Here is a 20498-nt window from a genome sequence, read left to right as displayed (position 1 = left end):
CGAAAGTACGGTCATGCGGCTCCGCGCCCAACAAGTAGGAGTCACCGATCGCGATGGGACTTCACCGGCGGTCGGCCACACAGCAGACTGTCCCTGCGGCCATCGTCGGCTCTCCGCGAAACGTGAAGCGTGGCTCTTTCGCGGGAGCGTGCATGCGATGGCCGTCACCATTGCGGACGTGACACCCGCAAACCGGCGAGGTCATCCGGCCCGGGGTCGAATCTGCACGTCCCGGGAGGACAGCACGCCTGCCGGCGGAGAAAAATCCGTACCCGCTTCGACGATCGATCACTCCTGATCATGAACGGCTTGCCATCATGTGCTCACACATAGCAAGGGCCCCGGCCACCTGGGCCGGGATCCCTTCCGACCGCAGCGAAGGTAGGTGTGCGTGAACGTAGAGGCGGAGATCCTCGACCTGAAGCTCCGGGTGGAAGCTCTCGAAGCGGCCCTGCGCTCCACCGCCCGGCACGACGACATCATCCCCGCCCAGGCCGGCCCCTACCGGTCCGAGCTGCCGGCCCTCGTCGCGCAGGTGTCGATCGGCGTGGCCGAGCTGAGGGCCGAGATGGCGGACATCCGCACCGAGGTGAGCCAGGACTTCGAGGCTCTGATCGTGGAGGTCGCCGGGGTTCGCGTGCAGATGACCGAGAACTACAAGGCCATTCATTCGGACCTGCTCGGGAAGATCGACTCGCTGCGCTGCGAGATGATCGACCTCGGCCTCAGGCTCGACCGGCTGACGGAGACGGGCGGGGCCTGAGACCGCCGGAGGCCGGGGATCAGGCGCCGAGGTCGTCGGCCAGCCGGCTCAGGTAGGTCGCGAACTGCCGCCGGTCGCGCTCGTCCCAGGAGGCGGTCAGCTCCTCGAAGGCCCGGCGCTGCCACTGCCTGGCCCCGGCCAGCAGCGCGTGCCCGCTGTCCGTGAGCCGCAGGGAGGCGCGGCGCCGGTCGCGCTCGGAGGTGTCGCGGGCGAGGTAACCCGCCTCGACGGCGTCCCTGACCATGCGGCTGGCGCCCGAATGATCGAGGCCGAGCTGGTGCGCCACGGTGCCGACCGTGGGCGGCTCGGGCGCCTCTCCGCCGGCGCGCGCGTTCGTGTGCACGGCCTCCACCACCAGGATGTGCTGCACGTGACGCTGCTCCCCGGTCAGCTCTTCCGACGCCCGCCCGGCCCACCGGCGGGACCAGAAGCGCACCAGGTGGAACAGCGCCGGTCCGCCGTCGGCCTCCTCGCTCATGCCCTCACCCTACGACAGGTTGCATGCGATACGCACGTATGATTATGTGCGTTTCACATACATCTCCTCCGAAAGGGATGCCGTCATGGCCATCGTCATGAACCACCTGATCGTCCCCGCCGTCGACCGCGAGGCGGCGGCGGCGTTCTTCGCCGGCCTGCTGGGGCTGCGGGTCGGCCCGCCCGCCGGGCCGTTCGCGCCCGTCAGCGTCAACGACGACCTCACGCTCGACTTCGACGACCGCCGCGCGCCCCAGCCCGGCCACTACGCCTTCCTGGTCGACGACGGCACCTTCGACGCGCTCATGGAGCGGCTCGAGAGGGACCCGGCGATCGACTACGGCTCCGGCCCGATGAACGGCTGGGACCGCGAGATCAACCATCTGGCGGGCGGCCGCGGCGTGTACGTGCGCGACCCCAACGGCCACAGCTACGAGCTGTTCACCGCCGAGCCGGAAGATCATTAAGCCGTCGGTCTGCGGGGTCGCCGCAGGTGGGCAAAGCATGATTTAGCCGGTAAATCCAGCGAAGCGGTGAGAAGGGCAAACTGCCAGCATCTGGCCCCCTCCGTGGCTAGAGTGATGATTCCAATATCGGCGGGATATTCCCTGGTATCCGCAGCGCGAGGAGTCGCGGGTGAATCACCGCGTGACCGACGAGGCCATGGTCCGAGCCCTGTACCGCGAATACGGCGCCCCCCTGATGGCCTTCGCCGTCCGGCTGACGGGTGGCGATCGGCGCTGGGCCGAGGACGTCGTGCAGGAGACCCTGGTACGCGCCTGGCGCAACCTCCCCGACCTGCGTACCGACTCCGGCTCCCTGATGCCCTGGCTGGCGACCGTCGCCCGCCGCGTGGTCATCGACAACCGGCGCCGCTCCGGCTCGCGCCCCCTCGACACCGTCGAGGACGTCCCGGAACGCCTCAACTCGGTGGCCGCGGAGGACGAGCAGCTGTTACGCGAGATCGTCGTGACCGACGCGATGATGTCGCTCTCACCGGCCCATCGGCAGGTGCTCACGGAGACGTTCCTCCTGGACCGCACGGTCCAGGAGGCGGCGGAGATCATCGGGGTGCCCGTGGGCACCGTGAAGTCCCGCGTGTACTACGCCATGCGCGCGTTACGCGTGGCGCTGGAGGAAAGGGGGGTGACGCTGCCATGACGTGGGAGGCGCGTCACGATGAGAGCCACACCGAAAGGGGGGTGACGTTGCCATGACGAGGGAGGCGCGTCACTACGGAAGCCACCGCGAAAAGGGGGGTGACGCGCTCATGTTGGAGGTGCGTCACGCAGCAAGAGGGGTGACGCTCTCATGACCGAGGTGCGTCACGAAGACGTGGCCGCGTACGCGCTCGGCCTGCTCCGCGGGGAGGAGAAGGCCGATTTCGAGCGCCACCTGAGGGGCTGCCCGAGCTGCGCGGAGGAGGCCGGGGCGTTCGCCGCGATGGGGGAGCTGATCAAGACCGTCCACCCGGACGACCTCCTGCCCAGCCCGCCCGACCCCGAGGTCGAATCGCTCCTGGTGCGCCGCGCCGCCACCGAACGCCGCCGCCGGAGCCTGCACCGCACGTTCATGTCCGCCGCCGCCTGCGTGCTCGTCGCGGCCGGCGTCTTCCTCGCCGTCAGCTCGGTCACCAGCGGCCCCAACCCCGACAGCATCCACAGCCCGGCCCGCGCGCTCCTCATGACCGGCCACACCTACTCCGCCACCGACAAGAGCACCGGCGTGTCCGCTCTCGTCGGGCTGGAGGACAAGGGCTGGGGCAGCCACGTCGCGCTGGAGCTCAAGGGCGTCAAGGGCCCGCTGCAGTGCCGCCTCCTGGCGGTGGGCAACGACGGCCGCTCCGAGGTGGTGGCGAGCTGGGGCGTGCCCGACAAGGGGTACGGCGTGCCCGGAGCCCCCGACCCCCTGCTGCTGCACGGCGGCACCAGCCTCCCGGAGTCCGAGCTGAACCACTTCACGGTCGAGACCTTCGACGGCAGGAGCCTGGCCACGATCCCGGTGTGAGCTCACAGCTCCGACAGGCTCGTGCGCAGCTCGCGGACCTGCCGCGGCTCCGCGATCCCGTCCCAGGGGGAGAGCGCCGCCAGCCCCGCGTCGCGGTGCTCGGCGGCGCTCCCGGCCCGCAGCCGGGCCAGGTGGAGGTGGGCCAGCGCCGTGCTCACCCCCGTCGGGGGCAGCCGCGGCTCGGCCTCCGCCAGCAGCGCGACGACCTCCTCGGGACGGTGATCGGGCTCCTCCAGCAGCACCCCGGCCCGCTGCACGAGGCAGCGGGCCCGCCCGATCTCGTCGGCGGTCTCCGCGTAGAGCCGCTCGGCCTCCTTCAGGTTGGACCTCGCGTCGAAGCGCAGCCCCAGGTAGTGGTGCGCGAGCGCGAGCAGCTCCTGGGCGTGCGCCGCCGCGCCGTCGTCGTCGGCCCGCGTGGCCAGGTCGAGCGACTCGAACAGCACGGCGCGGGCGTCGGCGTACAGGCGGCGCGCCTCGGGGTCGCGCCCGTCGCCGTCGAGCGTCTGCCCCTTGCGCAGGAGCAGCGCGGCCACGTTGATCAGCCGGAGCGAGTGCCCGGCGAGGTCGCCGCCGGACAGTGCCTGGCCGTACCGTACGAGCGCCGACTCGACGGCGGTGAACTCGTCGCCGGCGGCCAGGAGGATGGCCGCGTGCTCCAGGTGCAGCTCGGCGGGCCACGACTCCACCCTGACCCGCAGCCTGGCCGCCCGGTTGAAGTGCTGGCGGGCCGTGGTCGGGTCGCCCCAGGTGAGCAGGATCGCGCACTGCCGCAGCTCGGCCGTGGCCTGCACGTGCTCGTCGCGCAGCGCCCTGGCCGCCTCGGCCAGCGCCTCCGCGGCCCGCAGCCGGTCCTCGTGCCGCTGTTCGAGCCGGAACCAGGTCTCCAGCCCGTCCGCGATGCGCGCCAGCGCCCGGGCCGTCTTGGGCGCGGGGCTCCCGTGCGCCAGCACCTCCAGCAGCACCCTGTCCTCGATCGCGAACCAGGCGCGGGCCTCCTCGCCGGGCAACAGGGCGGCGAACGAGTCGGCCTCGTCGGCGAAGTGCTCGACCAGCCGGCGCCAGGCCGCGGCGTCCTTCGGCGAAGGAGGCGGTCCTGGCGTGCCGCTGGGGAACGCGCCGGTCACCCTGACGCGCGTCATCCGTACGTTCTCCACCAGGCCCAGGTCGGCCAGCTCCCCGATCGCGTCGGCGGCGGAGGGCACCCCGAGCAGCGCGGCGGCCGCCCGGTGGTCCACCTCGGCGATCGGCAGGCTCGCCAGCAGGACGAACAGCTGCTTGGCCGTCGGCCTGAGCTGCCTGATGCTGAGGTTGAGCACGAAGTCGAGGGTCTTGACGACGGACAGGTTCCGCAGGTCGTCGACCAGGGACTGGAGCGCGACGCCGGGGTTGCGGGCCAGCCAGCGGCCGATCCTGACGATCTCCAGCGGGCTGCCCAGGCAGGCGTCCACCAGCAGCCCGAGCGCCTTCGGGTCGCGGGTGACGCGCTCGTCGCCGATGTGGCGGGCCAGCAGCGACTGCCCGGCCCCGGGCGCGAGCGGGCCCAGCTGGATCGGCTCGATGTGCTGCGGCAGCTCGTCGGTGAACGTGCCCGCCACCACGATGTGCGCGCCCGGCACCCGGGGCGGGAGCCAGGCGATCTGGCTCCAGGTGCTGACGTTGTCCAGCAGGAGCACCCGGTCCGTGCCGGTGAGCGCGTCGATCACCTGCGCGGTGGCGTCCTCCGGCTCCTGGATCGCGCCGGGCGGCCGGTCGAGGGTGCGCAGGACCCGCTGGGCCACGCTCAGCGGCGTCTCCGCGTGGTCCCGATCGGGGCCGCGCAGGTCGGCGTAGCGCTGCTTGCGGGCGTCCGCGGTCAGGTCCCACGTGGCCAGGGTCGCCACCGAGGACGTGCCCATGCCCATCGCGCCCTGCACGACGACGATCCCGCGCTCCTTCGCGCGCTCCTTGACCTGCTGGACCTCGGCGTCCCTGCCGACGAGCCCGTCGATCCTGTCGGGGAAGGGCAGGCGTTGGAAGATCGTCGGGGGTGGGGCCTTGCGGCGGCTGCGTACGAAATGGGTGAGCCAGCCGGCCACGACCGGCAGGGAGACGATCAGGATGACGAGCAGCCAGACGGGCAGCCACTCCGTCACCCGCTCGATCAGCTTCTCCTGCAGCAGCAGGACCGTGCCGCCCGCGGTCAGCAGCCCGCCGAGCCCCAGCTCGGGCAGGTGCGCCCCGGCCTGCCGGGAGAGCTGGGACAGGCGGAAGCGCAGCCGGTCCTTTCGCGAGATATCCGTCATCGGCGCACTCCTCGCGTCAGCCCCCGGTACAGCCAGCGCCCGGTGACGACCACCAGCAGCACGGGCACCGCGGTCGCGATCACCGACTGCGCCGCCAGCGGCCCGGCGGCGCTCATGAAGTGGCGGGCCTGCTCCAGCAGGATCAGCGGCAGGTGGTCGCCCGACGGCCAGTTGAGCAGCAGCCCGACGACCGTGTCGTTCCAGACCAGGACGAAGGCCAGGACCGCGGCCAGCACCAGGGCCGGGCGCGCCTCGCGTACGACGTGGAACAGCTCCCAGCGGTCCCGCGCCAGCATGGGAGCCGGCACGTGGACGAACGCGTTGTACAGCACCAGCACCGCCAGCGGGATCACCAGCGCCGCGTGCACGATGGCCAGTGCCGGAGCGGTGCCGACGACCGGGCTGAGCCAGCGCTGCAGCGGCACCGCGAACGCCTGCGGCGGCAGCACGGCCAGGGCCACCGCGACCAGCAGCACCGGCCGCCAGGCCCGGCGCGGCAGCAGGTGCTCGTGCGCCAGCACGTACGCGGCCGGCACGGCGGCCAGCAGCACCAGGCACACCACCACGACGGCCCGCAGGAACGTGGTCCCGAGCGCGCCCGCGAACCCGCCGTCGGCCAGCGCCTCCGTGTACGAGCCCAGCGTCCAGGGACCGCCGCCCCACCACCCGGACAGCGCCGCGGCGACCGGGTCGCGCAGCGAGGTCAGCACGAGCACCAGGAACGGCAGCACCCAGAGCACCGACACGGCCGCGCACAGCAGCCAGATCCGCCAGCCCTTCCTGGGCTGCGGCGGGACCACCGGCTCGGCCCAGGTCACCCGCCCGCGCAGCCCGAACAGGGCGGGCACCGCCATCACGGCCACGAGGACCGACAGCCCCACGGAGAGCGCGGAGGCCCGGGTGTCGCCCAGGTCGCCGTGGTGCCGCCACCAGAACAGCCCGCCGCCCTCGATCTCGGCCTGCATCGACCCGGGCGCGCCCATCAGCACGACGTCGAACACGCGGGCCGCCGCCGCCAGCGCGAACAGGTACGCCAGCGCCGCCGGCCCGGCGAGCGCAGGAACCACGACGGACCAGAGCCTGCGCCGCCGCCCGACGCCGAACGCCCTGGCCATCCGCAGCAGGTTGGTGGGCAGCCGGGCCAGCGCCTCGTGGAAGACCAGGAACGCGACCCCGGCCCACTGCCAGACCAGCGCCAGCCCGAACACCAGCCAGATCCACACGGGGCCGAGGAAGGCCACCTCCGTGCCGAACAGGGCGTTGACCAGGCCGCGGCGCGGGTTGGTGTCGAACATCAGCCGGAAGATCGCGCCCGTGGTGAGCGGGGACACCGCGGCCGGCAGCACCAGCAGGAAGCGGAGCACGCCGCCGAGCACCGGGCCCGCGTTCCTGGCCAGCCAGGCCAGGCCGAGCCCGACGGCGCACACGACCACGGCCAGCACCAGCCACATGAACGAGTTGCCGAGCGACTGGAGCACCCGGCCGTCGAGCAGCACGTCGTACGCGCCGGGCCCGGCGGAGAGGCTGAGCACGACCGTCGCGCAGAGCGGCACCAGGATGACGCCCGCCGACAGCAGGACCGCCAGGAGGAGGTAGAGCGAGGCGCGCAGGCGGCCGATCCCGTGCCCGACCAGCGGGATCCTGGCGTCGTGGTGCGAGGCGGCCTCGAACAGGAAGGCGTTCCGCCGGCTCACAGGGCCCCCTCCTTGCTGCCCGCGACCAGCTTGTCGCGGGCCGCGCCGGCGGCCGTGGCGGGATCGACCGCGTTGACGGCGACGTCGGTGAACAGCTCGGTGAGCACCCGCCACAGCCCGCGCCCGTCGCCGCCCTCCAGGCCGCCGATGAGCCGGTCGGACAGGTCGTAGTGGGCGTTCACGGCGGCGTTCAGCTCCTGGGCGGGGCCGCGCAGGAGCTGGTGGGAGGGCGGCGTGAACGGCGTCAGGAAGCCGCCGTCGGCGATCCAGCCGGTCAGCGCGTCGCGCTCGCCGCTCGCCCGCGGCCTGGTCAGCCAGTTGACGAAGTCGATCGCGTGCGCCGGCCCGGCCCGCATCGCCACCGCCACGTCGCCGCCGACGACCAGCGGGGGCAGGTTGCTCCCGTAGGCGGGGAAGCGGAAGTGCGCCGCGACGCCCTTGCCGCCGTAGTGCTCGATGACCGGCAGGGCGAAGTCCGGCGCGGCCACCACGCCCGCGGTCCGGTAGGCGAAGACGTCGAAGATCGAGTCGTGGAACTGCATGGTGAGCGCCCGCCGGGCCTGCTCGGGGGTGAACGCGCCGCGCCAGATCGTGCCGAGCAGCTCCAGCGCGTCCGCGACCTGCGGCGCGCTCCACCAGTCGGGGTTGCCCGGCAGGCCGGGCGGGAAGAGGCCGCCGTAGACCTCGGGGGCGAAGGCGAGCAGCACGTTCTCGAACCAGTCGCTGAGCACCCACCCGTCGGCCGCCCCGATCGCCAGGCTGCCCGGGGTGGGCTGCCAGGAGGTCAGGTCGGCGGGCGGCGTGTACTCCCCGGCCCGGTGCCAGACGAGCGACTTGTGCGCGAGCTTGAACCAGGCGCCCAGCTCCTCGTGGCTCCCGGGCGGCGTCACGAGCCCGCGCCAGAACTCCTGCTGCCGGTGGTCTCCCGTCCACGGCCGGATGCGCGGCCGGATCATCGGATCGAAGAGCAGGCCCAGCCTCGGGATCACCGCCACGTCGGGGACGACCTCCTCCGCGGGCCCGCGCAGCACGGCGGCGATGTTGTCGCCCGCCGAGAAGACGTGGACCGGGCGCCCGTACTCCTTGACCACGCCGAGGAAGCGCCGCAGCTCGTCACCGCTCCACACCACCGCCACCTGCAGCGGCCGCTCGCGGGCGCAGCCGGCCAGGGCCGCCGCCGGCAACGCGGCCAGCAACGCTCTACGGGTCAGGGGCATCGGCGATCTCCCAGAAGCGCGAGGGGGAGGCGAGGCTGGCCACCCTGGTCCGGTCGTCGGTGACGACCAGCACGGCCAGGCTGGGGTCGGTGCCCAGCGCCGCGCTCACGGCCGCGTGGCAGGGCCCGCAGCCCGTGCGGTCCTCGACCACCATCACCTTGACCGCCGTCCGCCGGCACAGGGCCCGCGCCAGCGCCACGTGCAGCCGCTCGTCGTGGGCCAGCTCGTGCGGCCGCGACCGCAGGAAGCCCTGGATGTCGGTCTTCTTGGCCATGTACGCGACCATGCCGCGGATGGGCGGGGACGCCTGGTCGTCGCGGGCGGTCAGCGCGAGGTTCTGCTCGACGGTCAGGTGCGGCAGCAGGCCCGCCCCGGCCGGGACCAGCCCGATCTCGCGCTCGGCGGGCAGCCGCATGGTGATCTCCTGGCCGTGGATGCGGATCTGGCCGTCGTCGGGCATCTCCAGGCCGATCAGGACGTCGGTGAACGCGTCGGCCTCGGCGCAGTCGGCGGCCACCACCACGGCGGTGCGCCCGGGGCCGACGGTCAGGGGATCGGGCGCGAGGGCGCGGCGCGTGCCGTGCGCCTGCCAGGCGAGGCCGGACAGCTCAAGAACCGGCGCGACCTCGACCACCATTCGACGTTTTCACAAACAGTGGATCACGGCAACGTAATTGACCGCTTCCGCAACGTGTCGATCCGGCGCTACCCGCTCACCCAGAGGCAGAACGGGTGCCCTGCCGGGTCGAAATGCACGCGTACGTCGTCCTGTGGCTGGAAATCGGCCACGGTCGCACCCAGTTCGACGGCGCGGGCGCTGCTCGCCTCGAGATCGTCGACCTCGATGTCCAGGTGCATCATCATCTGCTGCCCGCCGGGCGGCGCGGGCCAGGCCGGGCGGACGAAGCCGGGGTCGCTCTGGAAGGCCAGCCCGGGGCCGCCTTCCGGCGCGGCGAGCAGCACCCAGTCGGGCTCCTCGTCCTTGACCCGCCAGTCGAGCAGCTCGCGGTAGAAGGCGGCCAGCGCCGGCCCGTCGAGCGCTTCCAGACAGACGGTCGACCACCTGAACCTCATGCGGGACTCCTGAAATGGGTCGTGAACCAGTTTCTGGCGTGCTCGGCCACGGTCTCCAGCGCGCCGGGCTCCTCGAACAGGTGGGTGGCGCCGGGCACGACGGTGATGCGGCTCTCGGCGCTCAGACGCTGCTGGGCCTCCTCGTTCAGCTTCACCACGATCGGATCCCGGCCGCCCACGATGAGCAGCGTGGGCGCGCGCACCGCCGCGAGCCGAGGCCCCGCCAGGTCGGGCCGCCCGCCGCGCGAGACGATCGCGGAGACCGCGTTGTCCGGCTCGGCCGCCGCCCACAGCGCCGCCGCCGCGCCGGTGCTGGCCCCGAAGTAGCCGATGGGCAGCCCCGCCGCGTCCTCCTGCTCGCGCAGCCGTCGCGTACGTTCCAGCAGCCGCTCGGCCAGGAGGGCGATGTCGAAGACGTTCGCCCTGTCGGCCTCCTCCTGGGGCGTGAGCAGGTCGAACAGCAGGGTGCCCAGCCCCGCCTTGTTGAGCGCCCCGGCCACGTAGCGGTTGCGCGGGCTGAGCCGGCTGCTGCCGCTGCCGTGCGCGAACACCACCACTCCATGAGCGGTGTCGGGAACGACCAGATCGCCGGGCACGTGCCCCACCTCCCTCCCCGTCCACCTGCCACTGCCCGTACAAGCCCTGGTCTATCCGCGCCGGTATGGCGTGATCAGGCATACTGCACGGATGTCCGATTTCGCCGACTTCCGGATCGAGGGGCGGGCGGCTCTGCTGGCGGGCCGGGCGACCCACGACAGTCCCATGGTGGAGGGCGCGAGGCGGTGGGGAGCGGCGGCCGTGCTCCGCCCCTCGGGCGAGGCGCTGGACCGGCTGGCGGCGCTGGCCGGGACCATCGAGGCGCCGGGGCACTGGGTGCACGGCAGGCGGACCCTGCACGTCACGCTCAGGTCTCTGGAGCCCTACCGCGACCGGATCCCGGCCGGCGACCCGCTCCGCGCGGTCTACCGGGATGCCCTGGCCGAGGCGGCGAAGGGGGTCCCGGCCGCGCGGGTGCGGCTGGCGGGCGTGAGCCCGCATCCCGGCGGCGTCCTGGTCTGCGGCCATCCGGAGGACGACACGCTGGTCAGGCTGTGGGAGCGGTTCGCGGCCGCGATGGCCTCGCGCGGGGTGCGGGACCTGGAGCACGGACGCGTACGCGACCGCTGGTACGTCAGCCTCGTCCACTTCGCCGGCCCGCTCGCCAGCCCCCGCCCGATCGTCGACTGGTGCGACGCCCACGCCGACGTCGACCTCGGCCTGGCCGAGCTGGACACGGCGGAGATCGTGCAGTTCGTGCTCGCGGACACGAGCATCCACGTCAAGGCGCTGGAAGAGGCCCGGCTGGGCCGGGCGTGACGGCCCGAGCATGACGGCGGGGCGCCACCCCGCCCCATTCCGAGGGTGGCGCCCCGCCGTCGTCCAGTCAGCCCAGCACCACCGCGGTGACGAACTGCAGCAGGTGCCAGGCCACGTAGGCGCTCAGCGAGCAGAAGGCCCACTCCTTGCCCCGGCTGATCCTGGAGATCCACCGGAGCTCCTCCGCGGGCTCCCTGCGCGCCTTGAGGGTCCTGGTGACGAAGTACGCCGACATCAGCCAGGCCGCCCCCGACCCGCCGAGCAGCCCCAGGGAGAGGGCCAGCAGGATCGGGGAGCCGCCCAGGAGGTCCGACGGCGGGAGCTGGCGGACCCAGGCGGCCAGCACGCCGGTGAGCAGGACAACAGTGATCCGCCGGTCCTTGCGCGCCTGGCGTTTGAGCCACTGAAGGTCTCGACGCAGATGGTTCTTGAGCATCCGGATCACCCCCGTTGGAGTAGCTGGTAGCACCAGCTAACGGAAATTTCCGGAGAAGATCTGCGACCTCACATCCGAGATTTCACGACTTTTAGCGATATTTCAGGACGTGGGGCTGGTCCCCAGCTCGCGGAGATCCTCCGACACCCGGCGTACCTCGAAGACGTCCCCCACCTCCTCCAGCAGCCGCAGCGCCTCCCGCAGATAGCCGCCGGCCGGGCCCCGGTTCCCCAGCCTGGCCGAGATCAGCCCCAGCGCCCGCAGCGCGCACCCCAGGTCCCGCCTGGTCCCGCACTCCAGATGGACGTCCCTGGCCTGGCGCGCGTGGACCAGCGCCTCCCCGGCCAGACCGAGGTCCAGCAGCACCATGGCCAGCGTCGTGAGCGCCGCCGCCCACCGGTCCTTCGTGCCGGTCTCGTTCTGCAGCTCGACCGTCTCCCACGCGAGCTTCAGCGCCTCCTGCGGCTCGCCCGCCGTGTGCAGCGCCTGCGCCATCGACAGCAGCGCGCTGGCCCGGTTGTCCCGCAGCTCCTCCCTGATCGCCAGCGACGACTTGGCCGCCCGCAGCGCGGGCTGGTGCTGCCCCAGCGACAGGTACGTGTTCGCCAGCGTCTCCTGCACGTCCGCCTCGGCCCGCCGGTTGCCCAGGCCCTGCACGATGTCCAGGGCTTCGAGCGCGTACACGAACGCCACGTGCGGCAGCCCCTGCCGCCGCCGCACCCTGGCGAGCCGGTTGAGCATGCGGGCCTCCACCGGCTCGTCGCGGATCACCCGGCTGATCGTCAGCGCCTGGTTGAGGTAGTCGTCGGCCCGCAGGTAGTCGGACAGCCGCCAGTGCACCAGCCCGATGTCCCCGAGCGTCTCCGCCTTGCCCTGCTCGTGGTGGAGCTCCACCTGCACGGCCAGCGCCTGCTCGTAGTAGGCGAGGGCCTCGTCGTACCGGGAGCCGTTGCGCGCGATCCGGCCGAGCGCGCACAGGGCGCGCCCGCAGCCGTGCTGGTCGCCCGTCGCCGTGTACCCGGCCAGGGCCCGCTCGGCGTCCCGCTGCGCGTCGTGCGGCAGCCGCAGCAGGTCGTAGATCTCGGCCAGGCAGAGCAGCGTCTCGGCCTCGGCGTGCTCGTCGCCCAGCTCGTGGCAGATCGACAGCGCCTCCAGGCCCTCGGACAGCGCCGCGTTCGGCTCGCCCAGGTCCCGCTGCACCGTGGCCAGGATGATCAGGCTCTGCGCCGTGCCCCTGCGGTCGCCGAGCTCCTCGCGTACCTCCAGGGCCTGGCCCGCGTGCTGCAACGCCAGTTCGTAGCGCTCCTGGGACAGGTGCAGCCGCGAGAGCGTGTGCAGGCAGCTCGCCACCCCGGCCAGGTCGCCGATCTCGCGGTAGAGGTCGAGCGCCTCGTCCGCGCACCGCAGGGCCTCCTCGTTGTGGCCCGCGATGCCGTGCACCTCGGCCAGGTCGTTGAGCGCGCGGGCCCGCCCCTCGGCGTCGCCGAGCGAGGCGAACTCCTCCAGCGCCTCCCCGATGAACCTGGCCGCGAGCGTCGAGGGCCCGATGTCCCGGTGGATCGAGCCCAGGTTGCTGCGCATGCGCGCGATCGCCCGCCGGTTGCTCACCTGCATCGCCGAGGTCAGCCCGGCCTGCTGGATCTCCAGGTTGATCTCGTTGTACCGCAGCTTCCTGAACGGCTCGAACACGGCCTCGGCCAGCCGCCAGGCCATCCCCTGGGCGCCGCTCTCCTCGGCCAGCCGCACGGCCGAGACCAGCGAGCGCCGCTCGGCCTCGAACCACTCGGGCGCCGTCACGGGGTCGGTCGCCACCGCCAGGTAGTGGTCGAGCAGCCGCGCCCTGGCCTCCCGCACGCCTGCCTCGGCGTGCCGGCCCAGCTCCCTGGCCAGCCGCTTGACCAGGTCGTGCACCCGGTAGCGCGGCCCGGCCAGCGGCTCGACGAGATACGCCCGGTGCAGCCCCTCCACCGCCACCACGGCCTCGCTGACCGGGGCACCGAGCGCGGCGGCCAGCACCTCGGGCGTGAAGTCCCGGCCCGGCAGCAGCCCCACGTGCCGGAACGCGCGCCGCTGCCCCGGGCTCAGCGACTCGTACGCCAGGTCGAGCGCCGACCTGAACGCCTCCTCCGGATCGCCCACCAGGAGCGTGCCCGGCCTGCGCAGCTCCTGGACCCGCTCCTGCACGCTCAGCCCGGGGCTCTCGGCCAGCTTGGCCGCCGAGATCCGCAGCGCGAACGGGTGGTACGAGCACACCCTGGCCAGCTCGGCCAGCGCGTCCCGGTCGGCGGCCCGCGGGGAGTGCTCCCCGAGCACGGCCACCAGCAGCGCCACCGCGTTGCCCGGGTCGAGCACCGGCAGGTCCATGAGGTCGGCGTGCCCGGTGGCCCGCAGCGGCGCCATCCGCGTGCGGCTGGTCACCAGCACCACGCAGTCCTTGCCGCCCGGCAGCAGCGCCCGCACCTGCGCCGGGTCGGCGGCGTTGTCGAGGATGAGCAGCAGCCTGCGCCCGGCGATCCTGCTGCGGTAGAGGAGCGTCAGCTCGGCCTCGTCGTCGGCGGGCATGTGCTCGCCGACCCCGAGCGAGCGCAGGATCTGCCCGAGCGCCTCGGCCGGGGTCATCGGCGGCTGGCTCGGCGACTGCCCGCGCAGGTCGATCACGATCTGGCCGTCGGGGAACCGGCCGGCGTGCAGGTGCCCCCAGTGCGTCACCAGCGCGGTCTTGCCCACGCCCGGCAGGCCCTGCACGATCATGGTGTTCGTCCGCCTGGGCCGCTCCAGCCAGGCGGTGAGCAGGTCCAGGCTCTGCTGGCGCCCGGTGAAGTCGGACACGTCGGCGGGGAGCTGGCGCGGCTTCGGCACCTCGCCGAGAGGCAGCGGCTCCGCGAGCGCCCCCGGCCTGGTCAGGAACGGCGTCACCCGTCCCTGCCACGGCTCCGACAGGTGCTCCCAGCCGCCCGCCACATCGCGCAGCGCGGACGGGTCCGCGATGCGCAGCCGCCGGTAGCCGGGCCGTACCAGCCAGCCCCGCTGGACCCACTGCGTGAGCTGGCGCTGCACCACGTCGGGGGAGCTGCCCACGAGGTCGGCCAGCGTCTCCATGGACAGCGGCGGCGCGGACTCCGCGGCCAGCGCGTAACGCTCGTCCAGGTGCAGCAGCCACACCGCCAGCCGGGCGGCGACGGGGGCGCGGGCCAGCGACTCGTGCCTGCGGGCGGCCACGTTCCTGGCGAACAGCTCCTGCACCAGCGCCGTGGCCACGGCCGGGCCGGCGGCGGCGTGCTCGCGCAGCCGGCGCATGTCGATGGGCCAGGCCCGCACCTCGGTCAGCGCGTCCACCTTGGCGCGCTCGGCGGGGTTCCAGAAGGCCAGCTCGCCGACGAGGTCGCCGGCGCCGCGCAGGTCGTGGATGGCCTCGCGCTCGCCCGCGGGGGTGTATTCGCGGGCGTAGCCGTGGTCGATGAGGTAAATCCGGTGGGCGGGCCGCAACGGCGAGCAAATGGTCTCGTTACGCCGGAAGACGCGGGGCCTGGCGCCCTCGTCCACCAACGACCGGAACAGACCCACCCCGACACCACCAATCTGGGGACGGCGGTGTCCTCGTATGACAGACGCGAAACAACCTCAACGACAATGTGTCATATCGGTGGGTGCCTCTGTCAACGATCAGACGGCGGCGGTGTCCTGCCGGTCGGGGACGAAGCGGTAGCCGACGTTGCGGACCGTTCCGATGAGGGATTCGTACTCGGTGCCGAGCTTGGCGCGCAGGCGCCGCACGTGGACGTCGACCGTCCTGGTGCCGCCGAAGTAGTCGTAACCCCAGACCTCCTGCAGCAGCTGGGCGCGGGTGAAGACCCGGCCCGGGTGCTGGGCGAGGTATTTCAGCAGCTCGAACTCCTTGAACGTGAGGTCGAGCACCCGGCCGCGCAGCCGCGCGGTGTAGGTGGCCTCGTCGATCGACAGGTCGCCGCTGCGGATCTCGTCGGGCACCTCCTCCGTCGCGGCCTGCGAGATGCGGCCCGTGGCCATGCGCAGGCGCGCTTCCACCTCTGCCGGGCCCGCGCTGTCGAGCAGCACGTCGTCCACCCCCCACTCGGCCGTCATCGCGGCCAGCCCGCCCTCGGTGACGATCACCAGCAGCGGGCAGTCGATGCCGGTCGTGCGGATCAGCCGGCACAGGCTCTTGGCCTGCACGAGCTCCTTCCGCGCGTCGACGAGGACCGCGTCGGCGGGAGGTGTGTCGATCAGGGCGGACGCCTCCGCTGGTGAGACCCGGACCGAGTGGAGCAGCAGGCCCAGCGCCGGAAGCACCTCGGCGGACGGCTCGAGGGCGTTGGTCAGCAGGAGCAGGTTGCTCATTACGGCCTCCTCAAACACGCAAGGACCCGGGGGCTTCATCGCCCAGGTCCCGTAGGTGAGGATATCCCACGAGTAAGTCGCGTCCATTGCGCGTCCAGCAGGTGAACAGCGCGTCTCTCGAAACAACCTTGTTAAGGGCGACGCACAATAGACCGGAAAGGGATTGTGAGGTGCCCATGGCCATGGGAAAGGTACGTTATTGGGCTGCGGCGAAGGAGGCGGCCGGAGTGGCGGAGGAGCCGTTCGACGCGGTCACTCTTGGTGAACTCATGACGAAAATCACACAGAACCATGGAGATCTGGCACCCGTGGTGAGGCGTTGCTCGTTCCTCGTGGACGGCTCTCCGGTCGGCAAACGGCCTCATGACGAGGTCGTTCTCGCCGACGGGGCGACCGTGGAGGTGCTGCCGCCGTTCGCCGGCGGGTGATGGGGCCTTCCATGGGGGAATGAGTGAGGCCAGTCGATAGGCTCTTGACCCCCGCCACAGACAGGGAGCCCCATGCGGAAGCTGATCATTTTCCTGATCGTGCTGGTCATTCTCCTTGTCGCCGTCGACCGGGTCGCCGTGGCGGGCGTGGAGCGCGATCTCGCCAACCGGATCGCGGCCGCGACCGACCTGTCCGACAAGCCGACCGTGACAATTGAGGGCATCCCTTTTCTCACGCAGGCCATCTCGGGGCACTATCCGGAGGTACGGTTCAATCTCGGCACGTTCACCACGATGGCCGTGCCGATCAAGAACCTCCGGGGTGTCGCCTACGACGTGACGGCTCCCCTGGCGGACGTCCTGCAGAACAGAGCCAACATCCAGGCCGGGCGCGTGGCCATCACCGGCACCCTGACCAGGGCGACGATCGACAAGTACGCCCCCAGCGGCGTCAAGATCGGCGGCAACGGTGAGCGGCTCACGGCGTCGGGCGAGGTGACGGTCGGGGTGAACAAGGTGAAGTTCAACGCCGAGATGCGGGTCGAGCTGGTCGACGGCGGCATCAAGATCCAGGCCGAGAAGATCGAGGGCGTGCCCGACCAGCTCGCGTCGCTCGTCTCCTACACGATCAAGTTCAAGGGGAAGCTGCCCTTCGACGTGAAGGTGACCGGGGTCAAGAGCGTGGCCGAAGGATTGGAGATCTCCGCCGAAGCGTCTGACGTGCCGATCCGTGGATGAGTCTGAACCGGTCCGGCCCGACGTACGTGATGAGGTACGTGAGAGAGCGCAGCGAGCGAGCCAATCGGCACAGCAGCGCAGCGCTCACGGGCCCGACGAAGGCGGGCCTGTGAGCGCAGCCGGCACCGCGGATGAGGAACTCGTGAGAACCCTCTTCGACGAGCATGCCGGGCCACTCTACGGCTACGTCCTGCGGCTGACCGGTGATTCCGGGCGGGCGGAGGATGTCGTGCAGGAGACCCTGTTGCGGGCCTGGCGACATCCCGACGCCCTCTCGGGCCGGCCGGTGCGCGCGTGGCTGTTCACGGTGGCCCGGAACCTTGTTGTCGACCAGCATCGGGCCAAGAAGGCCAGACCGCAGGAGACCGGGGACGAGGCGCTGGCCGTCATGCCGGCGGACGACGACCTGGAGCGCGCCGTCGAGTCGTGGGCGGTGGCCGAGGCGCTGGCCGTGCTCAGGCAGGAGCACCGTGAGGTGCTGCTGGAGGTCTACTATCGGGGGCGATCGGTGAAGGAGGCGTCGGCGACGCTGGGCATACCGCCGGGCACGGTCAAATCCCGCACCTACTACGCGTTGCGGGCGCTCAAACTGGCCCTCGAGGAGCGGGGGTTGGCGCCATGATGACGTGCGAGGAGGTAAGGCTCGCCCTGGGCGCGCACGCGCTGGGCGCGCTCGACCCCGACGAGGCGCTGGAGATCGACAACCACCTGGCGACCTGCGAGGAGTGCGGCCGCGAGCTGCTCGACCTCGAAGGCGTGGCCTCGTTTCTTGGCAAGGTGTCCGAACGAGACGTGGAGCTGGTGGCAAGCCCGCCGCGGCAGGTGCTCGACCGGCTGCTGAACGCCAGCGCGAAGCGCAACAGGCGCGGCCGGCTGCTGCTGGTGGCGGCCGCCTCCGTCGCGTTGCTGGGGGTCGGCGGCACGATCGTGTCGGTCGTCAACAGCGGCACCAAGCAGGAGGTGGCCTCCGGGGTGGCGGCTCCCATGTCCACCGAGGAGCCGCAGACGATGCGGGACTCGGCCTCGGAGTCCGACCAGGCGCCGCTGAGCCGGCTGGCCGAGCCGACGCCGCAGGCCAAACGGCCCAGCAAGGCGGCGCCGTCCGCCTCGCCGTTCAAGATGGCCGAGGGCCTGAAGTTCTCCGGCGTGAACAGGGCCGAGAAGTACTCCGCCACCGTGTCGGTCTGGCCCGGCGGCAGCGGCACGGAGCTGGACGTGAGCGTTCGGGGCGTGCCCGTCGACACGACCTGCAGCCTCCTCGTCGTGGCCGGCGATCGGCACGAGCTGACGGAGAGCTGGACGATCAGCCGCGAGGCGTACCAGGACAAGGCCGTCTTCAAGCGGTCGACGACGCTGCCCATGTCCGAGATCACCGCGTTCTACGTGGTCGACCGGAAGGAGAAGGTGCTGATCAGGATCCCGGTGCGGAAGTAAACGCGGGTGCGCGTGGTTGCATCGGGAGATGACTGGTTGGTGGGTGGCGCTGGCGACTCTGGCGCTCGGCTCTGTGATCGGGGTGGTTCGCCTGCGCCGCGACGGACGGGTGCGTGACACGGGTGGTGACCGGCTGTCCGAGGCCGACCTCGGCGCCGGTCTGGGCGAGCGGGCGACACTGGTGCAGTTCTCCACCGCGTTCTGCCAGCCGTGCCGGGCGACCAGAAGGATCCTGGCCGACGTCAGCGGGATCGTGCCGGGGGTGACCCACGTCGAGATCGACGCCGAGTCCCGGCTCGACCTCGTACGGCGGCTGGACATCATGCGCACCCCGACGGTCCTGGTGCTCGACACCAGCGGAAAGATCGTGAAAAGGGCCGCCGGCCAGCCCCGCAAGGCGGACGTCCTGGCGGCCCTCGCCGCGGCCGTGTCGCCGTCGTCGTCTCACGAATCGTCTCACCAACCGGACGAGATGTGACAGATGACGAGACGCCGAGTAGTGTCTTCGGCATGTACCCAACGACAGAGCTGCTGACGAAGCGGCGCGCGGTTGATTTCTGCCGCGTGACCACCGCGCTCTGTCGCGCTGCCTGAGGACGATCCCGCGGACATCCGGTCCGCCCCGTCGACCCTTCAGGAGCATCCCGCGATGCGTGCCGATCCTAGAGCGCTGCGCTTCGGCGCGGCCATCACCACCCTGGTCCTCGCCCTCGTCCTGGTGACGGGGAGTGCCTGGCTTCTCGCCGTCCAGGCGATGGTCTTCGCACTCGGAGTCGTGGCGCGCTCGCCGTACACGATGCTCTTCAAGGCGCTCGTCAAGAGCGCCCCGAAGGAGACCGAGGACGCCCGCCCGCCGCGGTTCGCGCAGGCGGTGGGGTTGGTCTTCGCGATCGCGGGCCTGGTCGGATATCTCACCGGGATCACGCCGCTGGCCCTCGCGGCCACGGCGGCGGCTCTCCTCGCCGCCTTCCTCAACGCAGCCTTCGGATTCTGCCTTGGCTGCGAAATGTACCTGCTCATTCGCCGTCTACTGCCCGCCGCCAAAATGGAGGTTTCCAAATGAGCCGCTCCGCCGCCCTGGTGGACGCCGACTGGGTCGAGGCCAACCTCGACGCCCCCGGAGTCGTCCTCGTCGAGGTCGACGAAGACGTCAGCGCTTACGACAAGGGCCACATCCGTGGCGCCGTGAAGGTCGACTGGCGGCAGGACCTGCAGGACCCGGTGCGCCGCGACTTCGTGGACAAGACCGGTTTCGAGGCCCTGCTGTCCGACCGCGGCATCTCCAACGATGACACCGTCGTGCTCTACGGCGGCAACAACAACTGGTTCGCCGCCTACGCGTACTGGTACTTCAAGCTCTACGGCCACTCGAACGTGAAGCTGCTCGACGGCGGGCGCAAGAAGTGGGAGCTCGACTCCCGCGAGCTGGTTCGGGACGTGCCGGAGCGGGCCAAGACGCAGTACGTGGCGCAGGAGCAGGACACCAAGATCCGCGCCTTCCGCGACGACGTGGTCGCCGCCATCAGCAAGCTCAACCTGGTCGACGTGCGCTCGCCCGACGAGTTCACCGGCAAGCTGCTCGCTCCCGCGCACCTCCCGCAGGAGCAGGCGCAGCGCGCCGGCCACGTGCCCACTGCCCGCAACATCCCGTGGTCCAAGGCCGCCAACGACGACGGCACGTTCAAGTCCGACGACGACCTGCGCACGCTCTACGGCGAGGCCGGGGTCGACTTCGGCAAGGACACCATCGCCTACTGCCGCATCGGCGAGCGTTCGGCGCACACCTGGTTCGTGCTGCACGAGCTGCTCGAGCAGGACAACGTGAAGAACTACGACGGTTCGTGGACCGAGTACGGCTCGCTCGTGGGCGTGCCGATCGAGCTGGGGGAGGCCCGCTGATGACTGCTGCACAGGGTTGCGGAGCGCCGGAGCAGACGATCACTCTGCCCGCCGGGATCGACCTGTCCACCCAGGCCGTGATCCAGGGCGTGGTGACCGGCGCCGGCACGGCGTACGCGCGTCTGCTCGACGACTCCGGCGAGTTCACCGGCGAAGTCGTGGTGTCCGACGAGGGCGTCTTCCGCTTCTTCGCCGCCCCCGGCGACTGGACCGTCCGCATCATCGCGGGCGGCGGCGTCACCAGGGACATCAAGGTCGAGGCGAAGCTGGGCGAGGTCTCCTCGCTCGCGGTCGCCGTCTGAGGCTGCTGAGGTAAAAGACCCGCGTCCGGACCGGA

At 71.7% G+C, this 20498-nt stretch carries 23 protein-coding genes; 13 read left to right on the top strand and 10 right to left on the bottom strand.

Annotated features, from left to right (window positions below; translation table 11 throughout):
- The first annotated feature begins 391 nt into the window (after positions 1-391).
- Entirely contained in the window at positions 392-763 is a 372-nt protein-coding gene (locus tag AB0L65_RS44255) for a hypothetical protein (RefSeq protein ID WP_364258968.1), read from the top strand.
- Positions 764-782: 19 nt separating this feature from the next.
- Here AB0L65_RS44255 and AB0L65_RS44250 read toward each other — a convergent pair whose 3' ends face one another.
- Positions 783-1241: a MarR family transcriptional regulator gene (locus AB0L65_RS44250; protein ID WP_364258966.1), complete on the bottom strand. Its 459-nt coding sequence runs from the start codon at positions 1239-1241 to the stop codon at positions 783-785.
- 85 nt (positions 1242-1326) lie between these two features.
- Here AB0L65_RS44250 and AB0L65_RS44245 point away from each other — a divergent pair, with 85 nt between their 5' ends.
- The 3 genes from AB0L65_RS44245 (at position 1327) to AB0L65_RS44235 (ending at position 3247) form a co-directional block, all read left to right on the top strand.
- The gene (locus AB0L65_RS44245) at positions 1327-1707 is read left to right on the top strand and encodes a VOC family protein (protein WP_364258964.1); all 381 of its coding nucleotides are present in this window, start codon (positions 1327-1329) and stop codon (positions 1705-1707) included.
- 169 nt (positions 1708-1876) lie between these two features.
- Positions 1877-2401 carry a sigma-70 family RNA polymerase sigma factor gene (locus tag AB0L65_RS44240; protein ID WP_350733159.1) on the top strand — a complete coding sequence of 175 codons (525 nt, stop codon included), beginning with the start codon at positions 1877-1879 and terminating at the stop codon, positions 2399-2401.
- A 150-nt stretch (positions 2402-2551) separates the two neighbouring features.
- Positions 2552-3247, top strand: coding sequence for a zf-HC2 domain-containing protein (locus AB0L65_RS44235; protein WP_364258961.1), 696 nt, complete (start codon positions 2552-2554; stop codon positions 3245-3247).
- Positions 3248-3249: 2 nt separating this feature from the next.
- Here the strand turns inward: AB0L65_RS44235 and AB0L65_RS44230 are convergent, their stop codons facing one another.
- The 6 genes from AB0L65_RS44230 to AB0L65_RS44205 form a co-directional block, all read right to left on the bottom strand.
- Positions 3250-5529: a hypothetical protein gene (locus tag AB0L65_RS44230; protein WP_364258958.1), complete on the bottom strand. Its 2280-nt coding sequence runs from the start codon at positions 5527-5529 to the stop codon at positions 3250-3252.
- Complete coding sequence (locus tag AB0L65_RS44225) at positions 5526-7223, bottom strand: ABC transporter permease subunit (protein ID WP_364258955.1); 1698 nt, start codon at positions 7221-7223, stop codon at positions 5526-5528. Before AB0L65_RS44225 ends, AB0L65_RS44230 begins: the two co-directional genes overlap by 4 nt.
- Positions 7220-8440 (bottom strand): hypothetical protein, encoded by a 1221-nt coding sequence (locus AB0L65_RS44220; RefSeq protein WP_364258952.1) that lies wholly within the window; start codon positions 8438-8440, stop codon positions 7220-7222. The genes AB0L65_RS44225 and AB0L65_RS44220 overlap by 4 nt, the downstream gene beginning before the upstream one ends.
- Positions 8424-9077, bottom strand: a complete 654-nt coding sequence (locus AB0L65_RS44215; RefSeq protein WP_350733168.1) for an ATP-binding cassette domain-containing protein — start codon at positions 9075-9077, stop codon at positions 8424-8426. Before AB0L65_RS44215 ends, AB0L65_RS44220 begins: the two co-directional genes overlap by 17 nt.
- A gap of 68 nt (positions 9078-9145) precedes the next feature.
- Positions 9146-9514, bottom strand: a complete 369-nt coding sequence (locus AB0L65_RS44210; RefSeq protein ID WP_363962050.1) for a VOC family protein — start codon at positions 9512-9514, stop codon at positions 9146-9148.
- On the bottom strand, positions 9511-10110 hold the full coding sequence (locus AB0L65_RS44205) for an alpha/beta family hydrolase (RefSeq protein WP_364258949.1): 600 nt from the start codon (positions 10108-10110) through the stop codon (positions 9511-9513). Before AB0L65_RS44205 ends, AB0L65_RS44210 begins: the two co-directional genes overlap by 4 nt.
- Positions 10111-10201: 91 nt before the next feature.
- Between AB0L65_RS44205 and AB0L65_RS44200 the strand changes: the two genes are divergently transcribed.
- Positions 10202-10870: a hypothetical protein gene (locus AB0L65_RS44200; protein WP_364258946.1), complete on the top strand. Its 669-nt coding sequence runs from the start codon at positions 10202-10204 to the stop codon at positions 10868-10870.
- Positions 10871-10937: 67 nt separating this feature from the next.
- On the opposite strand, the gene AB0L65_RS44195 is transcribed toward AB0L65_RS44200, so the two are convergent.
- The 3 genes from AB0L65_RS44195 to AB0L65_RS44185 form a co-directional block, all read right to left on the bottom strand.
- Complete coding sequence (locus AB0L65_RS44195) at positions 10938-11306, bottom strand: hypothetical protein (protein WP_357725317.1); 369 nt, start codon at positions 11304-11306, stop codon at positions 10938-10940.
- Positions 11307-11408: 102 nt separating this feature from the next.
- Complete coding sequence (locus AB0L65_RS44190; protein ID WP_364258943.1) at positions 11409-14870, bottom strand: tetratricopeptide repeat protein; 3462 nt, start codon at positions 14868-14870, stop codon at positions 11409-11411.
- A gap of 99 nt (positions 14871-14969) precedes the next feature.
- On the bottom strand, positions 14970-15662 hold the full coding sequence (locus AB0L65_RS44185; RefSeq protein WP_185070386.1) for a response regulator transcription factor: 693 nt from the start codon (positions 15660-15662) through the stop codon (positions 14970-14972).
- Between the two features lie 176 nt (positions 15663-15838).
- Between AB0L65_RS44185 and AB0L65_RS44180 the strand changes: the two genes are divergently transcribed.
- The 8 genes from AB0L65_RS44180 to AB0L65_RS44145 all read left to right on the top strand — a co-directional run bounded on the left by AB0L65_RS44180 (position 15839) and on the right by AB0L65_RS44145 (position 20463).
- Positions 15839-16090 (top strand): MoaD/ThiS family protein, encoded by a 252-nt coding sequence (locus tag AB0L65_RS44180; protein ID WP_364258940.1) that lies wholly within the window; start codon positions 15839-15841, stop codon positions 16088-16090.
- 72 nt (positions 16091-16162) lie between these two features.
- Positions 16163-16828, top strand: coding sequence for a DUF2993 domain-containing protein (locus tag AB0L65_RS44175; protein ID WP_364258937.1), 666 nt, complete (start codon positions 16163-16165; stop codon positions 16826-16828).
- 109 nt (positions 16829-16937) lie between these two features.
- Positions 16938-17450: a sigma-70 family RNA polymerase sigma factor gene (locus AB0L65_RS44170; protein WP_350733182.1), complete on the top strand. Its 513-nt coding sequence runs from the start codon at positions 16938-16940 to the stop codon at positions 17448-17450.
- Positions 17447-18262 (top strand): zf-HC2 domain-containing protein, encoded by an 816-nt coding sequence (locus tag AB0L65_RS44165; protein WP_364258934.1) that lies wholly within the window; start codon positions 17447-17449, stop codon positions 18260-18262. The genes AB0L65_RS44170 and AB0L65_RS44165 overlap by 4 nt, the downstream gene beginning before the upstream one ends.
- 28 nt (positions 18263-18290) lie before the next feature.
- Positions 18291-18740 (top strand): thioredoxin family protein, encoded by a 450-nt coding sequence (locus tag AB0L65_RS44160; protein ID WP_364258931.1) that lies wholly within the window; start codon positions 18291-18293, stop codon positions 18738-18740.
- Between the two features lie 171 nt (positions 18741-18911).
- A complete protein-coding gene (locus AB0L65_RS44155; protein WP_364258928.1) occupies positions 18912-19325 on the top strand; it encodes a DUF4395 domain-containing protein in 414 nt (137 codons plus the stop codon).
- Positions 19322-20161 carry a sulfurtransferase gene (locus AB0L65_RS44150; protein ID WP_364258925.1) on the top strand — a complete coding sequence of 280 codons (840 nt, stop codon included), beginning with the start codon at positions 19322-19324 and terminating at the stop codon, positions 20159-20161. Before AB0L65_RS44155 ends, AB0L65_RS44150 begins: the two co-directional genes overlap by 4 nt.
- Positions 20161-20463: a DUF1416 domain-containing protein gene (locus tag AB0L65_RS44145; protein ID WP_364258922.1), complete on the top strand. Its 303-nt coding sequence runs from the start codon at positions 20161-20163 to the stop codon at positions 20461-20463. Before AB0L65_RS44150 ends, AB0L65_RS44145 begins: the two co-directional genes overlap by 1 nt.
- The last annotated feature ends 35 nt before the right edge of the window (positions 20464-20498 follow it).

It is taken from the genome of Nonomuraea sp. NPDC052116, assembly GCF_040680035.1.
Lineage (GTDB): Bacteria > Actinomycetota > Actinomycetes > Streptosporangiales > Streptosporangiaceae > Nonomuraea > Nonomuraea angiospora_A.
The sequence above is the reverse complement of the archived record's forward strand: the minus strand, read 5'-3'. Positions and strand labels throughout refer to the sequence as shown.